At 53.5% G+C, this 20,858-nt stretch carries 19 protein-coding genes; 11 read left to right on the forward strand and 8 right to left on the reverse strand.

Annotated features, from left to right (window positions below; translation table 11 throughout):
- The first annotated feature begins 5 nt into the window (after nucleotides 1–5).
- Complete coding sequence (locus DYA43_RS22700; RefSeq protein ID WP_061055767.1) at nucleotides 6–932, forward strand: LysR family transcriptional regulator; 927 nt, start codon at nucleotides 6–8, stop codon at nucleotides 930–932.
- A 21-nt stretch (nucleotides 933–953) separates the two neighbouring features.
- Here DYA43_RS22700 and DYA43_RS22705 read toward each other — a convergent pair whose 3' ends face one another.
- The 7 genes from DYA43_RS22705 to DYA43_RS22735 all read right to left on the reverse strand — a co-directional run bounded on the left by DYA43_RS22705 (nucleotide 954) and on the right by DYA43_RS22735 (nucleotide 10,207).
- On the reverse strand, nucleotides 954–1,964 hold the full coding sequence (locus DYA43_RS22705) for an HD-GYP domain-containing protein (protein ID WP_061055768.1): 1,011 nt from the start codon (nucleotides 1,962–1,964) through the stop codon (nucleotides 954–956).
- An 11-nt stretch (nucleotides 1,965–1,975) separates the two neighbouring features.
- The gene (locus DYA43_RS22710; RefSeq protein WP_061055769.1) at nucleotides 1,976–5,335 is read right to left on the reverse strand and encodes a PAS domain S-box protein; all 3,360 of its coding nucleotides are present in this window, start codon (nucleotides 5,333–5,335) and stop codon (nucleotides 1,976–1,978) included.
- 268 nt (nucleotides 5,336–5,603) lie between these two features.
- Entirely contained in the window at nucleotides 5,604–6,233 is a 630-nt protein-coding gene (locus DYA43_RS22715) for a hypothetical protein (RefSeq protein ID WP_061055770.1), read from the reverse strand.
- 10 nt (nucleotides 6,234–6,243) lie between these two features.
- Complete coding sequence (locus DYA43_RS22720) at nucleotides 6,244–7,248, reverse strand: 5'/3'-nucleotidase SurE (RefSeq protein WP_061055771.1); 1,005 nt, start codon at nucleotides 7,246–7,248, stop codon at nucleotides 6,244–6,246.
- Between the two features lie 157 nt (nucleotides 7,249–7,405).
- Nucleotides 7,406–8,509 carry a hypothetical protein gene (locus DYA43_RS22725; RefSeq protein WP_061055772.1) on the reverse strand — a complete coding sequence of 368 codons (1,104 nt, stop codon included), beginning with the start codon at nucleotides 8,507–8,509 and terminating at the stop codon, nucleotides 7,406–7,408.
- A complete protein-coding gene (locus DYA43_RS22730; protein WP_061055773.1) occupies nucleotides 8,506–9,333 on the reverse strand; it encodes a hypothetical protein in 828 nt (275 codons plus the stop codon). The genes DYA43_RS22725 and DYA43_RS22730 overlap by 4 nt, the downstream gene beginning before the upstream one ends.
- A gap of 112 nt (nucleotides 9,334–9,445) precedes the next feature.
- The gene (locus DYA43_RS22735) at nucleotides 9,446–10,207 is read right to left on the reverse strand and encodes a helix-turn-helix domain-containing protein (RefSeq protein ID WP_225869373.1); all 762 of its coding nucleotides are present in this window, start codon (nucleotides 10,205–10,207) and stop codon (nucleotides 9,446–9,448) included.
- Between the two features lie 235 nt (nucleotides 10,208–10,442).
- Between DYA43_RS22735 and proC the strand changes: the two genes are divergently transcribed.
- The 10 genes from proC to DYA43_RS22785 all read left to right on the forward strand — a co-directional run bounded on the left by proC (nucleotide 10,443) and on the right by DYA43_RS22785 (nucleotide 20,110).
- Complete coding sequence (gene proC / locus DYA43_RS22740) at nucleotides 10,443–11,273, forward strand: pyrroline-5-carboxylate reductase (RefSeq protein WP_061055774.1); 831 nt, start codon at nucleotides 10,443–10,445, stop codon at nucleotides 11,271–11,273.
- A gap of 175 nt (nucleotides 11,274–11,448) precedes the next feature.
- A complete protein-coding gene (dctP, locus tag DYA43_RS22745; RefSeq protein ID WP_061055775.1) occupies nucleotides 11,449–12,507 on the forward strand; it encodes a TRAP transporter substrate-binding protein DctP in 1,059 nt (352 codons plus the stop codon).
- A 68-nt stretch (nucleotides 12,508–12,575) separates the two neighbouring features.
- Nucleotides 12,576–13,079 carry a TRAP transporter small permease subunit gene (locus DYA43_RS22750; RefSeq protein ID WP_020328313.1) on the forward strand — a complete coding sequence of 168 codons (504 nt, stop codon included), beginning with the start codon at nucleotides 12,576–12,578 and terminating at the stop codon, nucleotides 13,077–13,079.
- On the forward strand, nucleotides 13,076–14,404 hold the full coding sequence (locus DYA43_RS22755; protein WP_020328312.1) for a TRAP transporter large permease: 1,329 nt from the start codon (nucleotides 13,076–13,078) through the stop codon (nucleotides 14,402–14,404). The genes DYA43_RS22750 and DYA43_RS22755 overlap by 4 nt, the downstream gene beginning before the upstream one ends.
- A 55-nt stretch (nucleotides 14,405–14,459) precedes the next feature.
- A complete protein-coding gene (gene lhpI, locus DYA43_RS22760; RefSeq protein WP_047460797.1) occupies nucleotides 14,460–15,419 on the forward strand; it encodes a bifunctional Delta(1)-pyrroline-2-carboxylate/Delta(1)-piperideine-2-carboxylate reductase in 960 nt (319 codons plus the stop codon).
- 181 nt (nucleotides 15,420–15,600) lie between these two features.
- Nucleotides 15,601–15,882, forward strand: a complete 282-nt coding sequence (locus tag DYA43_RS22765; RefSeq protein ID WP_047460794.1) for a YhdT family protein — start codon at nucleotides 15,601–15,603, stop codon at nucleotides 15,880–15,882.
- Nucleotides 15,875–17,329, forward strand: coding sequence for a sodium/pantothenate symporter (panF, locus tag DYA43_RS22770; protein WP_061055776.1), 1,455 nt, complete (start codon nucleotides 15,875–15,877; stop codon nucleotides 17,327–17,329). The genes DYA43_RS22765 and panF overlap by 8 nt, the downstream gene beginning before the upstream one ends.
- Nucleotides 17,330–17,475: 146 nt before the next feature.
- Nucleotides 17,476–18,378 (forward strand): LysR family transcriptional regulator, encoded by a 903-nt coding sequence (locus tag DYA43_RS22775; protein WP_061055777.1) that lies wholly within the window; start codon nucleotides 17,476–17,478, stop codon nucleotides 18,376–18,378.
- Between the two features lie 127 nt (nucleotides 18,379–18,505).
- Nucleotides 18,506–19,465 carry a glutathione S-transferase family protein gene (locus DYA43_RS22780; protein WP_061055778.1) on the forward strand — a complete coding sequence of 320 codons (960 nt, stop codon included), beginning with the start codon at nucleotides 18,506–18,508 and terminating at the stop codon, nucleotides 19,463–19,465.
- A 36-nt stretch (nucleotides 19,466–19,501) separates the two neighbouring features.
- Nucleotides 19,502–20,110, forward strand: coding sequence for an alpha/beta hydrolase (locus DYA43_RS22785; RefSeq protein ID WP_061055779.1), 609 nt, complete (start codon nucleotides 19,502–19,504; stop codon nucleotides 20,108–20,110).
- A gap of 74 nt (nucleotides 20,111–20,184) precedes the next feature.
- Here DYA43_RS22785 and leuE read toward each other — a convergent pair whose 3' ends face one another.
- Nucleotides 20,185–20,826 (reverse strand): leucine efflux protein LeuE, encoded by a 642-nt coding sequence (gene leuE / locus DYA43_RS22790; protein WP_044362065.1) that lies wholly within the window; start codon nucleotides 20,824–20,826, stop codon nucleotides 20,185–20,187.
- Nucleotides 20,827–20,858 lie beyond the last annotated feature (32 nt).

Genomic DNA, 20,858 nt, shown 5'->3' on the forward strand with positions numbered 1-20,858 from the left:
TTTGAATGAAGTTTCGCCAGATTGAAGCGTTCCGCAATATCATGCTCCGCGGTACCACCGCTGCAGCGGCGGCAGAAATGCACGTCACGCAACCTGCGGTCAGCCGTTTAATCAGCGATTTAGAACACTCGCTCGGATTCCCGCTGTTTGAACGCCGCAAAGGCCGCTTGTATCCCACCCATGAGGCCGGTGAGTTTTTCCGTTCGGTGGAAGAGAGTTTTCTCGGTTTAGAAAAACTGGAATCCGTCGCGGCGCAGATCCGCAGCCAGGCGCCGAAAGAACTCAAAATCGCCGCCACTTCCGCGATCGCCAGTACGTTGTTGCCGATGGTACTGACCGAGCATCAACGCTATTTTCCACAAGAAAAAGTGGTGATTCACACCGACGGCATGGCAGAAATTGTGATGAAGTTGCAAACCAACTCGGTAGATCTGGCGGTGGGCCTGCAATTGCCGCAATTGAGTGGTATTGAGCAGGAGTTTATCGGCAATGCGCGCTATGTGTTCGCGGCCAAAAAGGGCCATCCGCTGCTGAAAAAGAAAGTGATTACCGCCAAAGACCTTGCCGGAGAATCGGTGATCACGGTGCTCGACAACAACCCTAACTACTGGCAGAAACTAACGCAGGTGCTGAGCGAAGTTGAATCGCAGCTCAGTCGCCGCATCTACATCGACACCTCCCACACCGCGTATTCAATGATTGCTCAGGGATTAACCGTGGGCATCCTCGAACCCTTTGCGGCGCGAGTGTGGGCCAGCAATGGTGTGGTGACCCGCCCCTTTGAGCCAGCGGTCTATTACCCTTACGGCCTCGCCTATCCGACCAACACCCGCCACCATAAATCGCTCTACCGCTTTACCGAATCAGTCAAACAGGCGGCGAAAAGTATGCCCGAGTTTTTTATGGATGAAGAGAACAGCGTTGGCCAATAGCCAACACGTATCTAAGCTGCGTTATTCCGCCTCCGCCAAGCACTCTTTAAACTGCTCTTTGATATCGAGAATCTGAGGCAGGTTGGCGATAAACAGCGGAATCAGTTGCGGGTCAAAATGCTTGCCCGCCTGTGTTTGCAGAAACTCGACCGCTTCGTCCACCGGCCAGGCTTTTTTGTACGGTCGCTCGCTGGTAAGCGCATCAAAGACATCGGCAATGGCGGCAATGCGCCCTTCAACCGGAATATCTTCACCCGCCAGACCATGCGGGTAACCGCTGCCATCCCACTTTTCATGATGAGTAATCGCGATGGTATGTGCCAAAGCCACCAGCGCCGAGCGAGGTTTCGCAAGAATGTTGGCACCAATCTGCGCATGCTTTTTCATGTGATCAAATTCGTCATGATCAAGCTTACCCGGCTTAAGCAGAATCTGATCCGGAATGGCGATTTTGCCGATGTCATGCATGGTGGAGGCCATACGCAGTTCGTCGGCCTGTTCTTCATCCATCCCTGCCGCCATCGCAAGCGTTTTGGCGTAATGGCTCATGCGTTGTACGTGCATGCCGGTTTCGTTATCTTTGTATTCCGCCGCGCGGCCAAGGCGCTGAATCAGGTCGATTTGCGTTTCGCGCAGCGTTTCGATTTTCACCAGCGAGAGATGCGTTTTCACCCGCGCTCTGACGATGGCAGGCACGATCGGTTTGACGATGTAATCCACACCACCAATTTCAAACCCTTTTTCTTCATCAATGGTATCGCGCAAAGCGGTAACAAAAATGACCGGAATCGCTGCCGTCGCGGCGTTGGCCTTCAACTGTTCACACACGTCAAAACCGGTCATTTCCGGCATCATGATGTCCAGCAGCACCAGATCGACACTCTCCTGCTCCAGCAATGCCAGCGCATCCTGACCAGAACGGGCAAACGACAGGCGATAATGATCCTGCAACACCTGGCGCATGACTTTGAGGTTGGCGGGTTCGTCATCAACAATCAGAATTCGCGGTGGCTGTTTCGCAAGCAAAGACATACAGTTTCCTCTTATTGAAGCGCATTCAACGCCTGCTGCATTGCCTGCGCAGCCGCTTTGAAATCGAACTCGTCAATGGCGTTGTGAGCCTCGACAATCTGTTTTTTTATGGTGGCCGGTGACGACTGAAGCAGCAGCGTCGCCAAATCATCGCGCAGTTCCCCTGACTGAGTGGCGTGCAACCAGTCGTTGAGGTGTACGATCAGAGCCTGAGTATCGATCTCTGCATCGGCTGTGATTGGTACATTCTCCTGCGAATGGTCATTGAGTCTGGCGCTGTCGCGTTTCAGCGCTGCCCAATAACGTTCAATGTCGGCAAGCGCTTGATTCACGTGAGCAGGCAGATGAGCATCGGCGGATTTTTCTAATTGCGTAAAAGCGTGGAAGAGCGGCATCAATGCCAGATTGCCAGCCAGCCCTTTCAGTGCATGCGCCCGCTCGGCGAGTTGACTCCAGGCGCCATCATCGGCCAGTGCCGCCAACGTGCTTGCCACCTCACCCTGTTTGTCGAGCCAGGCTTGTAACTCCACTGCGTATAAGCGTTCGTCACCCCACAATTTCATCGCCTTTGCGAAATGCACGACTTGATAATCTGAATCTGTGGTTTGTTCACGTTCAACTGCTGGATTCGAGTTGCTGGCTTGCGGCTTGATGTTCAACACACGCGCCATTTCCTGAGTCAGTTGCGCAAAATCAACCGGCTTGTTGGCAAAGCCTGCCATGCCTGCATCTCTGGCCTGCAAACGATCTTCAATCAACACACTGGCCGTCAGCGCCACAATCGGGACCTGAGACAGATTCTGCTCGGCCTCCCAATGGCGAATCTCACGGCTGGCGCCAAGGCCATCAAGGTTTGGCATCTGAATATCCATCAGCACCACATCCGGGAGCACCGTCTGATATTGCCGCACCGCTTCGAGACCATCCTGAGCGGTGAATACCGTGTGCCCCTGTCTTTCAAGCAAGATACGCAGCAGGTTAATGTTCTGTTCAATGTCATCACACACCAATACGCGCAGATGCGGCAACGCCACCACCTGAGATGACGGCGTAGCGACGGTCAGTTCACTGGCCGGGAGCGGCAGTTCAATCACGAAGCAACTGCCTCGGCCCGGCTGACTGGTTGCCGAAATCTGGCCGCCCATCAGCTCGACCAGCTGTTTAGAAATTGAGGTACCCAGCCCCGTACCACCAAAGCGGCGGCTCATTGACGCATCGGCCTGAGTAAAGGGTTCGAAAATCGCGTTCAGGCGCTCCGGCTCAATCCCAATACCGGTGTCGGTCACACTAAAACGTATCCAGCCAGGCTTATCGGTCATCGGGTCGACAGCCAGCGTGACGCTGCCGTGCTCGGTAAACTTAATGCCGTTACCGACCAGATTCATCAACACCTGACGAATACGATCTTCTGCGCCTTCGACCACTTCGGGCAAGTCGGCCGACATAACTAAATCCAACTCAACCCGTTTGCTTTTTGCCCCCAGCCACAAGGTTGAGATCACGGTGTCGACACACGCCGCAAGCTTAAATGGAATCGGCTCTATTTCGAGTTTGTTCTTCTCCAGCTTGGCGCTGTCGAGAATGTCATTGAGCAGATGCAGCAGCGAACGCGACGACTGACAAATGGTTTGCAGGTGACGACGATTTTCGCCGCTGATGTCGGAATCAAGCAGAATGTCGGTAAAGCCGATGATGGCGTTCATCGGTGTGCGGATTTCGTGGCTCATATTGGCAAGAAACGAAGCTTTACTTTCCGCCGCATCTTCGGCGCGCAGCTTCGCTTCCAACAGCTCGCTTTCCATCTGTTTGCGACTGGAGATATCGACCATGACACCGTCTGACCACACGACATTGCCGTTTTCATCGCGCACAATCATGCCATTTTCCAGCACCCATACCGTGTGACCGTCCTTGTGAGTGACACGGTATTCAATTTCGTACGTTTCCCGTTCATCCAGTGAGTTGCGAATGTTGTCGCACAACTGAGGGCGATCTTCTTCGAACAGGCAGTCAAAAAACGAGACTTCTCCGGAAAGCAGCACATCGGCAGAGTAACCACACAGCTCTGCGACACCGTCACTGAGGTAAATCGGAGTCCAGCCATGATCGAGCAGGCGACGAAACGACGCACCGGGAATGTTTTGCATCAGCGAGCTAAGGCGCTCCTCGCTTTCACGCAGCTTTTCTTCCATCGCTTTGCGTTGCGAAATGTCCGCGATAAAGCCGACAAACAGCGTTTCACCGTCATCGAGATTGACGCGGCCGACGCCGAGACGTACCGGAATCAAATCACCATTGCGATGACGCGCGTAAACTTCGCGCGGTGAACCGATGACGCTCGCTTTACCCGTTTCCAGATAACGTTTGAGATAGCCATCGTGCTGCTGTTGGTGGTGCGATGGCATCAGCATCGACACATTGCGCCCGAGCACTTCATTTTCCTGCCAGCCAAATATCTGGCTGACCGCCGCATTGATGCCCTGAATTTCGCCTTTGGCATTGATGGTGATCACACCGTCGGTTGCGGTATCCAGAATGGCTTGTAATCGCGCTTCGCCAGAGGTCTTTTCCGACAACAGCTGGCGGTAACGTAGCTGTGAGCTGACGTTGAGTGCCAGCGTGGAAATCAACAATGTGAAAATCGCCACCGCCAACGCGAGCTGCTGATTATCCTGAACGCCTGCATGCATGCCCGCCACAGGGGTAATGCACTCTAACTGTTCAATAAAACGCGCCGCTTCCATACCGGTGTAATGCATCCCCGAAATGGCCGCGCCCATGATGACCGCGCTGATCAACTTCACGTGCAGAGAGCGCAAAGCAGGAAAGCGTTTTCGCAGCAAACGGCGCGCCGAGAGCGCAATAAACGCCAGAACCACCGCCACCACAATAGAGAGCGCGAACCAGTACGGATCATAGCGCAGCGCCATGTCCATCCGCATCGCTTCCATACCGAGGTAATGCATCGCACCGATGCCTGCGCCGACAATCAGTCCATTGCGCAGCGTGAGGCGACAGGAGTCCGTTTCATCGATCAGAGATTTGAGCACGATGTAGCTGGCGACAATCGCGGGCAGCAGCGAGAGCGCCGTGATCATTGGGTCGTAATCCATCGAATGCGGCATCGCGAAAGCCAGCATGCCGACAAAGTGCATACTCCAGATGCCTCCTGCCATGATGAAAGCGCCGGAGAACAGAGCGATGCGGCGATATTTGCTGATCACAATATGGCGCGCAGCCGCCGCGAGACGCAAAGCGAAGAACGATGCCATTGAGGCGAGAAACACCGAAAGCAGCACCAGCCACGGGTCATAAGTTCCGGTAACCAGTTTAGATGGGTCGACATCCGTAACAAAAAACTGCTCAAGCATAAGGTGATCGTTCTTCTTGTGATGAATAGATGGTCAGAAACGGCACAAGGTACTATTGATCACCTTCAATGTGTAGTGATTCATGAGAAGAATATCAATTATCTTAGTTATTGATTAACAACCTTATTTTTGTTGTGGATACACTAAATCAGCAAAAGCTGATGCAACTGTTTGAGCCTGCTGAGGAAATTGCTCAACGTCACCATGACGGAGCAAAAAGCAGACAAAGCCGCTGGTGAGCAGCGGCTTTGGAAGAAGAAACAAGAAATCAGATTTTCACCCACACCTGAGGAAACGTCGCGCTGTTGGTCTGAATATTCAGGCTGACCAGAGATTCGTTCTCCGTCTCCAGAGTAACCAGATTCACATGCCCTGCTGCGGCGCATTGGTCATCCGTCAGTTGCATGTCCGCCAAGCCATTGACCTCGGTGGTCGCGGTCAGACTGCCTGAGCTTTCACAACTTGCGCCACTGACGGTAAGTGCGCCGCTGTCATCGATGCTCATTTGCAGCAGTGCGTCGTGATAACGCGCCTGATAGGAGCCGGCAAAGCTGGCAATATCCACGCTCTCTGCAGAGACCGGTGACAGAATGGTTTCACCATTGCTGTTGGTGCACGCCAGAGCAGCGGCGCTCATTTCGCAACTTAACCCCGCCGCCGAAAATACCAGCTTACCTTCACTACTGCTGCCCACATACGAGGTCTGATGCTCACGTTCATCCCACAGCGTCAGTAACGTCGCCGAATTCTGCACCACAACCTGCGCTGATAAAGGCAGCGTGTCGTCACTCCATACCACACCTTCATACGTGCCTACTTGTATGGTGTTGTCAGTGGGTTTACACCCCCACAATGCGAACGCGCAGCAAAGTGCCATCATCCATTGTTGCTGTTTCATCACCGCTTCCCTACTCCAAACCGATCAAACGCTGGCCAACCAACGCGACTTTGCCGCGTGCCGCCTGCACGTTGCCATCAATCGTGCTGATGGTGATGTAGCCTTCGTTAACCGCGACACCTTCAGAATCTTCACTGCTGTCGCCGGCATCACCAGTGGTGAAAGTCAGCCCTTGCTTGCCAGATAGCGCACTCGTTGCCGCCGCTTGCGCTTCTTCTGAAGTCATGCCGCCCGCAATCAGGCTCTGCATGGTGTAGTACAGCGCGGTGGAATCGGTAGACAGATCATCGCTGAATTTAAGCAGCGCGCCGCCGCCGTTCCAGCCCACATCGGTAAACTTGTACCCCTGCGTGTTGTTCATCTCTTCCGGGGTATTGACGTTCAACCCAGTGTAAGCAGGCAATAGCGGCTGGCCCGAAGGTTGATTGGCCACCAGCTGCGCGACAATCTTAACCACCACGTTCGCCACCAGTTGTGACTGCTCTGCGTCTGACGCGGTATTGGAATTGGCGCTAACCGCAATGGCCGGAATGCCACGGCTGAGTGAAATCATCGCCGCACCGAGCGTGCCGGAGTTGTTGTTCATATAACCAAGGTTGTTACCTTCATTCGGCCCCGAAATCACCAGATCCGGATCTTGCCCCCACACGGCCTGCGCGGCGACATCAATACCGTAAATCGCCGCCATCACTGGCGTTCCTTCTGCGAAACTGGAAAACGCCACCGAGGTATCGGTGTCACCGACACAATATTCCTGATCCGCCGACTGGGTCTCATCAACCGACACGGGTTTGAGGAACGTCATCGCGCCGCCTTTGCCACTCTGTCCGGTACAAGGGGCCGACATAATCACATCGTGCCCCGCCGCTTCGAGCGTGCTTTTCATCACCTGAATGTTGGTGGTGTCCCAACTGTCGTCATTCGTCAGCAGAATATTGAGCGCAAAAGATGGGTTGGAAAGCGTCAGGGCGCCACACGCTGCCATCGTCAGGCAGACTTTTGAGAATTGCTTCATGATTGATCCGTTTTTTCACTGTGTTGTCTTCCGCTCAAACTCCGTGTTTGAGCGGTCTGGACGTTACTTTTGCGAAAAAACATGACGCTTCGGTTACAACTTTTCAGCGGTTCAATACAGAGATATCTTTAAAATATTTTCACTAAATTTCAATCAGTTAAAAATCATCGATAGCAATATCAATCCGATTTGGAGACATCTTTAAACGGTAGCAAGACTGCGCGTTTTGATCTTTTCGGCCATTTTCAAATCCGCAAGCTTCCGTGAGCGTCTCCCCAACCACACCCAGCAGCGCCTCTTTAATTTTATTGCGGTTCTGATCGAGGGTTTTGGCCCGCAAACCATGTTGTTTAAGCTCGCTAATGGCGCGCCCATGACCTCCGAATTGCTCCATCAACTCAATCAAACTTTGCGCACTGAACACATCCGGACGGTTCGCTGGCGGGTTGCTCACCCAGCCATTATCGCTCTCGCACTTGCGGCGCTGCGCGTACCACAGCCAGTAAATGGCCGGCGTAACCGACAAAGGGATCACCAACGCATTCAGGCGAACCTGAAGTTGACCGGAATGAGTGATGAACTTGAGCGTCAACGGCTGCGAAGCTTGATTGAGCAGTTCAACCGCATCTTCAATCGTGTATGAAGACTGGTAGCTGGCGATCACCGCCAGCAAATAATCACCATCAGGTTCAGCGCTCGGCGCCGAACCGCGAAAGTGTTGCAGCGCTTGCTTCCAGACCTTGGCATCAGCTCCCTGCTGAGACAACTGATGCAGCAAACGCTGATCGCTCAGCCTGAGTGGTTGCGGCCGCCAGCGCATCAGCAGAGAAGTCAGCCCCGCCGCCAACAGCGCAATACTGACCCATGGCAACCACTGCACATCGCACTGCATGGAAAGGCGCTGCGCCTCACCCTGCGATGGCAGCTGTAGCGTAATCGGGAATCGCAGCCCGTTTGTTGCCGAGTTTGAAGACTCAAACCCGCACGTTGCCAGCACTTGCAACGGGTTGTGCCATTGCAGATGGTTCAGCGTCTCACGGCTTTGCAGCGCAAACAGCACTTGGGTTTCAGCCTGCTCGCCCAATTCAGCACTGTCCCGCCAAACCAGACTACGCGCCGCCTCAATCGGGCCATCAATCAACTGCTGCAAACGTGCCTGAGCCTGCATCACGCTGACCAACAGCGAGATCAGCAGATAACACACGGTCAAACCAAACACGCGAGCGATCGGTGCGCGGCGTACTAAGGAAATAAGGTTCATGGGGCGGAAGCTGTCAGCAATTGTTTGAGGCGAAGCTGCAACGCTTGCAGCACTTGAACGTCGCGCAATGAACGGGAAACAAACCAGCCACCAGCGGAAATACCCTGCGCGATCGTCGTTTGATAAAACGTATCGCCCTGATACAGCGGGCTGTAATTGGTATCCGGAATGACATCAATCTCCCCCGTCATGAGCGCAGAAACCATCGCCTGACGTGACGGATAACGGATCACATTAGCAGCATGAATATCAATAGACAGTTGCTCCAGCACTTGTACCGGCAGCTGATAGCCAGAGCGACTGAAGGTATCACTGAGCAGACCGATACGATGCGTCGCAAGGAATTGCGGCGTGATGGGCTCGCGGGCAAACCACAGCGCATCGTATTGAGGCATGGGCAGCAGGGTCTCGTAGTAGCGCTGATAGTCCGGGCTCAATCCCGCCAGATGATAGTCGCGCCCCCACATCAGATCGAAATCCTGCTGATAGATCATACGTGGCGTCAGTTCACCACGTGGCAACCATTGCACCGTAACATCACTAAAACGGTGATTGAGAACAGGGTCACTGCACAGCGTTGACAGCAGAGGCCTTGCCATAACATGCGCCGGGATCAATATGGTTAGATTGGGCAGCGCTGGGTCGGCGTGTTTTGTTGCCTTAACCGCAGAACAGGATAGCTGATTAAAAGTGAGAGTTTGGGGCATGGTGAGTATTGGTGCTTGCAACCAAGCCATCAACCCGACGAACAAGATCAGGCTCATCAGGGTGTAACAGCGCGGCGCAGCGGGATGGTGCCAGAGCCGCGTCATGACGTCATTCATCACGGCGATACGTTCCTTCGTTTTGTGAAGAAACTACGCCAATGTTATGAAGTTAATATGACAATTTAGAACGATTACGGCTGTTCGGTGCATTTGACCACCGATTTAGCGATCATCGTTTTGCAGACATTTTACGACGCATTTGTCCCGGAGTTTCACCGAAAAAGCGCCGAAACGCATGAGTTAACGCGCTCTGGCTGGAAAATCCGACCTTTTCGGCAATTTCGATCAGCGGCAAGCGAGTATCACGAATCATCTGATGCGCACGTTTCATCCGCGCGGTAAACAGGTATTGCCCCGGCGTTATGCCTGCCGCTTCGCGAAACAGCTCATGGAAGTGCCCGGCGCTGACATTACTGACCGACGCTAAGCGCGAGGTTGGCAGCGCTTCATCAATGTGTTGCTGAATGTATTCGTCGATCGCAACCAAATCGAGACGGCCACGATGAAGGTAATTGACTTCCTGCTTGTGGAACATGCGTTGATGCAGGCTGGATAAAAAGGTGGTGGTGATCCCCTCCGCCGCCTCCGGATAGCTGTCCCACACTTTGTTTTCCCGGTGCATGTAGGCCAGCAGATAACGCAGGCCGGAATCGATATCAAAATACTGCGCCGATTCGAACAGACGCTCAACCTTAAAACCGACATTCTCAGTCGGAATATCGAGGATAATGTGGCTATTATCGCCGATCCCCTCATAAAAGTGGACATCTCCACCTGGCACCAAACAACCATGAAACGGGTCAACCTGACCGCCTCTGCCCTGCACTTCAAACGCTGCGCCGCCACGATACGCAATCACAATCTGATGGTAATCGTGGTCATGATGTAAGCAACTATTTTGCAGAGTTTGTGTTCGAATTCGAATACCCATGATGAGTGTGGAAACATGTCCGACCAGGTTAATAAGAATTATTCTCTTATAACAAAGGTGTCATTAAAAACACAAGCAATATTTCAAAAGCGTTTCAAATGTTAAACAAGTGCTGCAATTTGCGCAAAAAATCAGGAGTTTTAAACAAGAATCCAACATGAGTAGCTGCTTAAATGCAAACAACGCACGGACACCATGCGGCAAACACAGCTCTCAATCAGGAAGAAAAATAACAATGACAGCAACGATCACTTTTATTGGTGCGGGAAACATGGCCAGCGCAATTGTCGGCGGCTTGGTCAGTCAGGGATACCCAGCCGATAGCATTACCGCAACGTCGCCGGACACAGCCATGCTTGACGCCGTCAGCACGCGCTTCGGTATTCAGGTCACCAGCGACAACTGCGCCGCCATCGCACAAGCCGACATTGTGGTACTGGCCGTCAAACCGCAGATTCTGCGGGTGGTATGTGAGGAACTACGCCCTAGCTTAGATGCTCGCGAGGTGCCGCCACTGGTACTTTCCATCGCCGCGGGGATTCCGCTCGGTTCGTTACAAGTCTGGTTGGGTGAGCACGTACCTGTGGTGCGCGCCATGCCAAATACGCCAGCCATGATCGGCTGTGGAGCCACTGCGCTTAAAGCGAATACTCTGGTCAGCGAAGCACAGTGTCAGCAGATCGAAAAACTGCTGTCGAGCACCGGCATTGTCGAATGGCTGGCTGATGAAGAGCTGATGGATGCCGCCACCGCCGTCGCGGGCAGCGCACCTGCATATTTCTTTCTGTTTTTCAAAGCGATGGAAGATGCCGCCGTGGCACAAGGACTTCCCCGCTCTACAGCACGCAAACTGGCGCTGCAAACCGGCTTTGGCGCCGCATCCATGGCCCTAACCGGTGAGGATGAACCGGAGCAACTGATGCGCAATGTGATGTCGCCACAAGGTTCAACCGAGCGTGCCATTGCCTCATTCGAAGCCGCCGGGCTTCGCAAAATCGTTGCACAGACCATGCAGGACTGTGCCGATCGCGCCCGAGAGATGCAGTCACTCTTTGGCGAGAAATAACGAAATAGCTCACAGCACAATATTCCAATAACCGACGTACCCGACCCAGTCGGAAGGCGGTCATCCGTTGCGCCCGCGCGTAGTGGCGTTGTATGCGCGTGGGTGGGTGCCGCCTGAATACGGCGACCTCAGGTAACCGAGGTAAACCTACAACCCGTAAAAGGACTCAGTAAAGATGAAAGGAAATCTTCGTAAAATCATGAAAACCGCCGCTCTGGCTGCGTGTGTTTCACTGGCAACGTCAGCCGCTCACGCCGATGAATGGCGCATGGCCACCCCTTGGTCTGGTGGCCCTTGGCTGGAACGCGACGCCAAGTTTTTTGCCGACAACGTCAGCGAACTGACTCACGGTGACATCAGCGTGAAAGTGTTTCCGGGTGGTACACTCGGCAGCGCGCTGAAAGTTACGGACACCGTAAAATCGGGCGTGGCGACGGTCAGCCATAACTACATCAACTACGACTACGGTAAAGATCCAACGACCGCGCTGCTGGCCGGTCACTCAAGCGGTCTGACACCGGAAGAGTTCATGCTGTGGATGTACAAAGGCGGCGGTATCGAGCTGTACGAACAGTACCGTAAAGAGAAATTCGGTGTGGTCGCTTTCCCTTGTTCCATTCTTGGCACCGAAATTTTCCTTCATTCCAACAAGCCCGTTCGCACGCTGGAAGACTTCAAAGGTCTGCGCATCCGCACCTCTGGCGCATGGGCAGAAATCGCCTCTCGTCTTGGCGCGTCAACCGTGGTGATGGCGGGTAGCGATATCTACTCCGCGCTGGAACGTGGCGTGATTGACGCAGCCGAATGGGGCAGCCCAGAAATGAACCGTCCAACTGGTTTCCAGGAAGTGGCGAAATACGTGATTCTACCGGGGATTCACCAGTCGGGTGGCGTACTGGAGTGTCAGGTGAACCAAAAAGCGTGGAACAAACTGCCTGCCGAAGAACAAACCCTGGTTCGCCAAGCCGCCAAACTGTCTCTGTTTGATTCATGGCTGGCTTCTTCTTATGCCGACTTAGATGTTTACAAAGAGCTGGTCAATGGCAGCAACGAAATCGTTCGTTTGGATCCGACATTCATCAGCCAGATCATGGCAGAAACTAAGAAGTGGGAAGATGAACACGCGGCAGACAACGCTTGGTTCAAGCGCGTGCTGACCTCTCAGCGCGAGTTCAAAGAGAAGATCAAACTGTGGCCGGAATACCGTCTGCAAATCGGCGCGACCGAAGGCTAATCTTCTTTGCCACAGCCGCCGTAAGGCGGCTGTCTGGTCTCTTTTCCGATCGTAATTAGGTTAACACTATGAAGTTGATTACCAGTATCGAGGCCATTACCCGCTTTGCCGGGCTGATCGCCGCTCTGTTGGTATTGCCGCTGATCGGTGCACTTGTCACCGAAGTTTTCAGCCGCTATATGTTTGATTCCCCGACCCTATGGGCTTTTGAAATCAGTTATATGGTCATGGGCGCCATTTTCATGCTTGGCCTCGCCAATGCACTGCGTCTTGGACAGCACGTCAGTGTCGATGTGATGACTCTGAAACTCAAACCGCGCGTCAACGCAACGGTGCGCAGCCTTTGCTATCTGATGTTCCTGCCTATCGTGTGTTGGATCAGTCTGGATTTGTACCACTACTTCTACGAAGCGTTTGAAAGTGGTGAACGCTCCGGCCGTTCGGCATGGAACCCGGTGATGTGGCCAATCTATGGCGTCTGGTTTATTGGCCTGGCGGCTCTGAGCCTGCAAATTCTGGCAGAACTGCTGAAATCGGCGCAAATCGCCCTTGGCCGCGAGGTGAATGTATGAGTGATTATTTATCCCTGTTGATGTTCCCGCTATTGATCTTGTTTATCTTTGCGGGATTTCAGGTCGCATTCTCCATGATTCTGGTCGCGACCATTTTCGGCCTGATGCAATTTGGCGACGTGACCGCTTATCAATTGCTGAGCAAAATTGAAGAAACCGCCACCAACTCGATACTTGCCGCCGTCCCGCTGTTTATTTTCATGGGGGCGATGTTGGAGAAATCCGGTATCGCCGAGCGGCTGTTTAAAGCCATCCATATGTGGACGCACGGCATGCCCGGCGGACTTGGCGTCGGCGCCATTCTGCTCGGCACCATTTTCGCTGCCGCGAGCGGCGTGGTCGGCGCAACCGAAGCGGTGATTGGCATGCTCGCCATTCCAATCATGATGAAACACGCTTACGACAAACGCCTGCTGTCCGGCGTGATCTGCGCCAGTGGCTCGCTCGGTACCGCGATTCCGCCTTCGATTACCGTGATTGTACTTGGTCCGGTAGCGGGCGTGTCGGTCGGTCAGCTATTCAGTGGCTTGCTGCTGCCGGGCCTGATGATGGCGACGCTGTTTATTTTGTACGTGATTGTGCTCTCGTGGCTGAAACCGGCGGTGGCACCTCGCCAGATTGAAGATGGCGAAGGCTACAGCCTGAAAGAGCGACTGGTCGCGACGTTCACTGCGCTGCTGCCAGCGGCTATTCTGATTTTTGCCGTGCTGGGCACCATCCTGATGGGTTTAGCCACACCGACCGAAGCCGCCGCCTGTGGAGCACTTGGCTCCATCATTCTGGCCGCCTGTTACCGTAACCTGAAACTGCAGGTGATGTGGAGCTCGCTGATGAGCACCGTCAACATCTCTGCCATGATCTTACTGATTGTGCTCGGCGGGAACATGTTTGCGGGCGTATTCTTTGCCGCAGGTGGTATGGCGACCGTGCAATCAGTGCTGCTCGGCACTGGACTTGAAGCGTGGGCAATTCTGGCGCTGATCCTCATCATCGCATTTCTGGCAGGGTTTGTGCTCGACATGATGTCGGTGGTATTGATCGTGATTCCGGTTGCAATGCCCGTGGTGCGCATTCTCGGCTTTGATGAAGTGTGGTTCTGCGTGGCGTTCCTGGTGGTACTGCAAACCAGCTACCTGACTCCGCCGCTGGCACCGTCGATTTTCTATCTGCGTGCCATTACGCCGCCGGATATTTCGCTGCGTCATATGTATGCGGGCGTGGTGCCGTTTATTGTAATTCAGCTTCTGGTGCTGACGGCAGTGCTCGCCTTCCCCGAAACCGCGTTGTGGTTACCCGATGTGATGGGTGGCCCGGCCTGGGAATAATAGTGACTCCGACTGGCGGCACTGGCTGCCAGTCTTGCAAACTCTGTGAGGTTTTATGAAGTTTCTCTCAGCCGACGTTGTTGCCCGCCATCTGCCTTGGACAACGCTCATCGACAAACTGGACGATACCTTTCGCACGGGTGTGAATGCCCCCGCGCGTCACCACCACACCATTGAACGCCCCGACGGCGAAGCCACCATGCTGCTGATGCCCGCATGGGAGCAACATGGCTATATTGGCATGAAAATGCTCAACGTATTTCCGCAGAACTCGTCCGTGGGCTTACCTGCGATTTCCGGCCTGTATCTGTTATCGGAAGGCCAACATGGCCAAACGCTGGCGTGCATTGCCGGCAACGAACTGACTCGTCGTCGCACCGCCGCAGCCTCTGCGCTGGCCGCGCGTTATCTGGCTAAAACAAATGCGCAGACGCTACTTATCGTCGGCACCGGACAGGTGGCGCCGATGCTAATTGAAGCGCACGCCGCTGTGCGGCCGATTCAGCGCGTGTTGGTCTGGGGGCGTAATCCCGACAAAGTGAAAGCAATGGTTGATGAGTATCAGGATTATCAAGGCGCCTTTACCACCATCACGCAGATTGAAGCCGTCAGCGATCTGGCCAAAGCCTGCGCTCAGGCCGACATCATCAGTTGCGCGACGCTCTCCAAAGAACCCATTGTGCGGGGTGAATGGTTACAACCCGGCTGCCACCTCGATTTGGTCGGGGCGTTTCGCAAAGATATGCGCGAATGTGATGGTGAAGCCGTTGCACGCAGTCAGGTGTTTGTCGATACCTGGGCAGGCGCAAAAGGCGAAGCAGGCGATTTGCATCAGGCGATGGCCGAAGGTCAGTTCTCAATGGAAGACATTCATGGCGACTTGGAACAGCTGACTCGCCACGAGGTGTTTGGCCGCCGCTCCGATGACGACATCACGCTGTTTAAATCGGTCGGCGCATCGCTGGAAGATCTCGCCGCCGCAATTGTACTGTGGGAAGGTTTACCCCAAGACTGATTATCCTTCCGTCCCTTTCCTCACATGCGCCGACGTACATGTCTGTTGTGACACTTTTTGTTCAGGTCAGGTTTGCACTCACCTAACCTGAACACCCTGGTTTAGTAATCTTTTGTGCCTTGCAGCACATTTGTAATACCATAGCCCTCCTCCGTATGGTACCTAGACTGGGAGACAACTTATGGACAACAGAAAAAGCAGGTATCGTCAGGCGCATCGTGAGGCTTTTTTAGCCATTGCGCTGGCAGTGGGCTACTTCATCTGGTGGTACGTTTCCGCCTATGGGTTTTCGGCGCCGCCGCAAGACACCAGCATGCCTGAACTCTATTTCGGCATGCCGCTCTGGTTCCTGCTTTCGTGTGTGATTGGCCCAATCATTTTCACTGTGCTGTGCGCGGTGATGGTGAAAGTGTTTTATCGCGATATTCCCTTAGATGTAAATCCTGACGAATCCAATGAATAGTCAACTTCTCATACCTTTAGTTATTTATCTGATTGGCGTATTCGCGGTCGCTTTTCTGACTCGCCGCCACTACAAAAACGGCAGCTTCCTCAGCGAATACTTTGTAGGTAGCCGCAGCATGGGTGGCTTCGTATTAGCCATGACGTTGGCCGCCACGTATGCCAGCGCCAGTAGCTTTATCGGCGGCCCCGGAGCGGCATACAAAATGGGCCTCGGATGGGTATTGCTGGCGATGATCCAGTTACCGGCGACTTGGCTGACACTGGGGGTTCTGGGTAAAAAGTTTGCGATTGAAGCGCGCATACATAACGCCCTGACACTCAATGACATTTTGTATGCACGCTTTAAAAGTCGCGCGGTCGTCATTCTGGCTTCGTTCTCTTTGCTGCTCGCCTTTTTCGGCACCATGGTTGTGCAGTTTGTCGGCGGCGCACGCCTGCTGCAAACCGTCACCGGATTGCCGTATGAACAGGGCTTGTTGTTGTTTGCCTGCACCGTCGGTTTGTATACCACCATCGGCGGTTTTCGCGCTGTGGTACTGACCGACACCATTCAGGGCATCATGATGCTCATCGGCACCATTATTCTGTTGGTTGGCGTGGTGCACGCGGGCGGCAGCGTCGGGGAACTGATCACCAGCTTGCATGCGATTGATCCCGCGTTGGTCACTCCGTATGGACCGAATCACTTCCTCAGCCAACCGTTTATTCTCAGTTTCTGGGTGTTGGTCTGTTTTGGCGTGATTGGTCTGCCGCATGCGGCGGTGCGTTGTATGTCGTACAAAGACAGTCCTTCGCTGCACAAAGGCATGGTGATCAGCACCATCATGATGGCGCTGCTGATGTTTGGCACCCACATGGCAGGCGCATTGGGGCGCGCGATTGTGCCGGATGTTGGCAGCCCGGATCAGATCATGCCGACCCTGATGATGACGGTACTGCCACCCATGGTGGCCGGCATCTTTCTCGCAGGCCCGATGGCAGCCATCATGTCGACCATCGACTCACAGCTGATTCAGGCGTCAGCCACGCTGCTGAAAGATCTCTACATCAACTACATCAATCCGGGTGTGGTCAAAGAGGACAACGCGGAGAGTAAACTCAATCGCATGTCACTGTGGATCACCGGCATCTTTGCCCTGTTGGTCTTCTTTGCTGCCACCAACCCACCAGACATGATTGTGTGGCTGAACCTGATTGCCCTCGGCGGCCTGCAAGCCGTGTTCTTGTGGCCGTTAGTACTTGGTTTGTACTGGGAAAAGGCATCGGCCATGGGGGCGTTGTGTTCCATGGTTTCCGGGCTGACCGTCTATATCAGCCTGATGTGGATAAAGCCGGACATGGGCGGCGTGCATCCGATTGTGCCGACACTGGTTGTTGGCCTGCTGTCATTTATCTCCGGCAGTTGGTTAAAACCCAAACCGCAGCCAGCAGCGATCCATCCCTGACAGAACTCGATTTGAACGAGACAAGAGCGGCCACCAGCCGCTCTTTTTGATTCTGACCAGCGACATAAATCTCCTCAATCCCGTTGCCTTTGGCGTCATCTCTCCATAAGCTTGCTGTAAATTCATGAAAATTATCAGGATAGCGAATGGACAGGCTGCAATGCGACCGAATGTTTGTCGCGGTAATGGAACTCGGCAGTTTCGCCAAAGCCGCTGAGCGCTTGGCAATCAGCAGCGGTCAGGCCTCCAAACTGATTTCGCGCCTTGAGCAAGAGCTCGGCGTACAGCTGTTCAAACGCTCGACCCGCTCACTCGCCGCGACAGATGTCGGTCAGGCTTATTACGAGCGTATCAAACGCGTGTTGGACGATCTTGATGAGCTCGACGATTCGATTCGTAACGCCTCGCGCCTGCCGTCCGGCCGGCTGCGGATTTCCGCACCCGTCACGTTTGGCCAAAGCCAACTTGCCCCCAGCCTGATTGCCTTCTCCAGACAGTTTCCCGATATCGATCTCGACGTAAAATTCTCGGATCGCAGCGTCAATATTGTCGATGAAGGCTTTGATTTGGCGCTACGCATCGGCAAGTTAGACGACAGCAGTCTGATTGCCCGTAAACTGTGTGAAGTCCGCGTCGTGACCCTGGCTTCGCCGGAGTATCTGCAGCAGCACGGCATGCCCATTCACACTCGCGAACTTTCGCAGCACCATTGCATTATCGATACGAATTTTCGCGATCCCTACCACTGGCCGTATCTCAATGATCAAGGCAAAGTGCAGGATCTTGCCGTCAATGGCCGACTCAAGTTTTCCAATGCCGATGTGTGTTTAGAAGCCGCGTGTGCCGGGCTCGGCATCGCGCGCCTGCCAACGTTTGTTGCCGCTCAGGCACTGCAACAAAAACGGGTTATTGCGTTGCTGCAAGAGTACGAAGTACCGCCGCTCGGGCTCTATGCGCTCTATCCGCCTGCCAAACATCTCGCTCAGTCATCCCGAGCCTTCATCGATTTTCTGGTTAACCGTTTTGCCAACGGCGCAGATTGGGAATAGCGATCGGTCAGGCACGCTATTTCTTCCATATTGGAAGGAAATAACTTCACCCTCGCCATCTAATCATTCATTTGGAAGTAAGTTAAAGTTTCTTCATCGCAATCAAACAGAGATTCTGAGGTGAAACATGCTGGTTAATGGTCAATGGACAAAAGAGTGGCACCCTGTGCAGGCAACCGACGAGAAAGGTGGTTTTGTCCGCCAGACATCAAGTTTTCGTGATTGGGTGGTCGCTCCCGAATCACTGGCAGCAGGCGAAAGCGCTAAGTTTATCGCCGAATCAGGCCGTTACCATCTGTATGTAGCGCTGATCTGTCCGTGGGCATCCCGCACGCTGATTGCTCGTAAACTCAAAGGATTGGAAGACGTCGTGAGCGTTTCTGTGGTCGAACCTAAACTGCTTGATGAGGGATGGCATTTTGGCGACTTTCCGGGCGCCGACCGTGACGAACTGAACGGTTTTGAGTGGATGCATCAACTCTACACCCATGCCGATCCGCACTTTACCGGCCGTGCGACCGTGCCTGTCCTGTGGGATAAGAAAACCCGTACCATAGTCAACAACGAGTCAGCAGACATCGTACGCATGTTCAACAGCGGCTTTGGTGAGCTGGCCAATCAGGACTTTGACCTTTATCCGTCGGCGCTGCGTGAAGAGATTGATGCCCTGAATGCGGAGATCTATCCAAAGCTCAATAACGGTGTCTACCGCGCAGGCTTTGCGACCACCCAAGAGAGCTATGAAGAAGCGTTCCACGATGTTTTTGGCATGCTCGATCAATTGGAACATCGTCTGAGTGACAAACGTGATTACCTTTCTGGTCAACAAGTTACCGAGGCTGATATTCGTCTGTTCGTCACGTTAATTCGCTTCGACCCTGCGTATCATGGCATTTTTAAATGCAACTTACGCCAGCTGCGTGACTACCCTTACTTAAATGGGTACGTCAAACGCCTGTTGGATTTGCCGGGCGTGCGCAGCACCGTCAGCCTTGAGCACATCAAACAAGGCTATTATTCAATTAAAGCTCTGAATCCGAACGGGATTGTGCCGGTAGGTCCGGACATGTCGGATTATGGTTTGTAAGTACTGCGTGAACACGTGGTTCAGTAAGGAACGATGATGACAAAGAAAATTGTAATTCTGCTGCACGGAGTCGGCAGTTCTGGTGACGATCTGGAACGTCTCGGTGATTACTGGGCGCCATCAATGCCGGGCGTGAAGTTCCTCTCGCCGAATGCACCTTTTCCGTTTGATCACGGTGGCGGTTACCAATGGTTCAGCCTTGATGGCATTAATGAGATTAACCGCCCGAGCCGGGTTCAGGATGCACGTGTCGCGATGGATCAAACCATCACTGATATACTGCTGCAACATGGCGGCTCTTGGCAGACCGACGACATCATTCTGGTCGGCTTTTCCCAAGGCACAATCATGTCGATGGATGTACTGGCGAGCAGCCGCTTGCCCGTAAGAGCGATTGTGGGTTTCTCCGGCCGCCTTTCATCGCCGCAACCTTACCATATCGACAACCAAGTACCTGTGCTGCTGATTCACGGCAAAGGTGACCCTGTCATTCCTTATTCGGAAACCGAAAAGGCCGCCAGTGCACTGCAAGCAGCCGGCGTGGACGTCACCACTTTCCTTGAGCCTGGCATTCCGCACACGATTTCTCAGGCTGGTGCCGATAAAGCCGCAGAGTTTATTCGCCGCCAGTTTAATCTCGCCTGATCATCGTCAGCACTCAAAAACAGAACGGGCCTGAAATCTTCAGGCCCGTCGTTGTTGTTACTCTCTCACTGCCATTAGCTCAGACTGGCGAGTCGCGCAGCAAATCCCATGAAAAACATGCCGAGTAAGCCATTGCCCAGCTGCGACAAACGTTTGTTGTTTTTAAACATTTGCGTCAGTGATGTGCCTAAGAAAATCAGCGCACTCAGGTAAACGATGCTGAAAATCTCCAGAATCGTGGCCAGGATCAGGTAAGAAATCCAGGTGTGATCGTAGGTGTAGTCGATAAACTGAATGAAAAATGATACGTAGAAAAGAATCGCTTTCGGATTGGTCAGACTCAGCGACAGCGATTTCGCAAACACGTTTTCGCTTTTCTTCGGACGCTCCACGCCTGCTTCATCATCCCCGCCTTTACGCAACAGAGAATGAATGATCTTCAGTCCGAGATACAGCAGATACGCCGCACCCAGATAACGAATGATGGTAAACAGCACAGGTGAAGTCTGAATCAAAGACGCCACGCCGAGGTAAGACAGCAGAATCAGCACCGCATCGCCAATCAGCACGCCCGATGCCGCTTTATAGCCCGCTTTGACACCAAACGACGAACTGGATTTCAGTACATACAAAGAGTTCGGCCCGGGAGCGAGAATGATCATGGTCAGCCCGACCATATAGGTCCAAATATTAATGACACCAAAACTCTCTAACATGCTGTCCCTCGCTATACCCAAGCTCATTCTAC

The organism is Vibrio fluvialis, assembly GCF_900460245.1.
Taxonomy (GTDB): Bacteria; Pseudomonadota; Gammaproteobacteria; order Enterobacterales; family Vibrionaceae; genus Vibrio; species Vibrio fluvialis.

Bases quoted from the DNA above. Each gene is read 5' to 3' on its own strand.
- lhpI (WP_047460797.1), top strand. From the start codon at position 14,460: ATGAAGTTTCTCTCAGCCGACGTTGTTGCCCGCCATCTGCCTTGGACA.
- DYA43_RS22720 (WP_061055771.1), bottom strand. From the start codon at position 7,248: ATGAAGCAATTCTCAAAAGTCTGCCTGACGATGGCAGCGTGTGGCGCC.
- DYA43_RS22755 (WP_020328312.1), top strand. From the start codon at position 13,076: ATGAGTGATTATTTATCCCTGTTGATGTTCCCGCTATTGATCTTGTTT.
- DYA43_RS22765 (WP_047460794.1), top strand. From the start codon at position 15,601: ATGGACAACAGAAAAAGCAGGTATCGTCAGGCGCATCGTGAGGCTTTT.
- DYA43_RS22735 (WP_225869373.1), bottom strand. From the start codon at position 10,207: ATGGGTATTCGAATTCGAACACAAACTCTGCAAAATAGTTGCTTACAT.
- DYA43_RS22775 (WP_061055777.1), top strand. From the start codon at position 17,476: ATGGACAGGCTGCAATGCGACCGAATGTTTGTCGCGGTAATGGAACTC.
- proC (WP_061055774.1), top strand. From the start codon at position 10,443: ATGACAGCAACGATCACTTTTATTGGTGCGGGAAACATGGCCAGCGCA.
- DYA43_RS22780 (WP_061055778.1), top strand. From the start codon at position 18,506: ATGCTGGTTAATGGTCAATGGACAAAAGAGTGGCACCCTGTGCAGGCA.
- DYA43_RS22710 (WP_061055769.1), bottom strand. From the start codon at position 5,335: ATGCTTGAGCAGTTTTTTGTTACGGATGTCGACCCATCTAAACTGGTT.
- DYA43_RS22785 (WP_061055779.1), top strand. From the start codon at position 19,502: ATGACAAAGAAAATTGTAATTCTGCTGCACGGAGTCGGCAGTTCTGGT.
- dctP (WP_061055775.1), top strand. From the start codon at position 11,449: ATGAAAGGAAATCTTCGTAAAATCATGAAAACCGCCGCTCTGGCTGCG.
- DYA43_RS22725 (WP_061055772.1), bottom strand. From the start codon at position 8,509: ATGAACCTTATTTCCTTAGTACGCCGCGCACCGATCGCTCGCGTGTTT.
- DYA43_RS22750 (WP_020328313.1), top strand. From the start codon at position 12,576: ATGAAGTTGATTACCAGTATCGAGGCCATTACCCGCTTTGCCGGGCTG.
- leuE (WP_044362065.1), bottom strand. From the start codon at position 20,826: ATGTTAGAGAGTTTTGGTGTCATTAATATTTGGACCTATATGGTCGGG.
- panF (WP_061055776.1), top strand. From the start codon at position 15,875: ATGAATAGTCAACTTCTCATACCTTTAGTTATTTATCTGATTGGCGTA.
- DYA43_RS22715 (WP_061055770.1), bottom strand. From the start codon at position 6,233: ATGAAACAGCAACAATGGATGATGGCACTTTGCTGCGCGTTCGCATTG.
- DYA43_RS22700 (WP_061055767.1), top strand. From the start codon at position 6: ATGAAGTTTCGCCAGATTGAAGCGTTCCGCAATATCATGCTCCGCGGT.
- DYA43_RS22705 (WP_061055768.1), bottom strand. From the start codon at position 1,964: ATGTCTTTGCTTGCGAAACAGCCACCGCGAATTCTGATTGTTGATGAC.
- DYA43_RS22730 (WP_061055773.1), bottom strand. From the start codon at position 9,333: ATGAATGACGTCATGACGCGGCTCTGGCACCATCCCGCTGCGCCGCGC.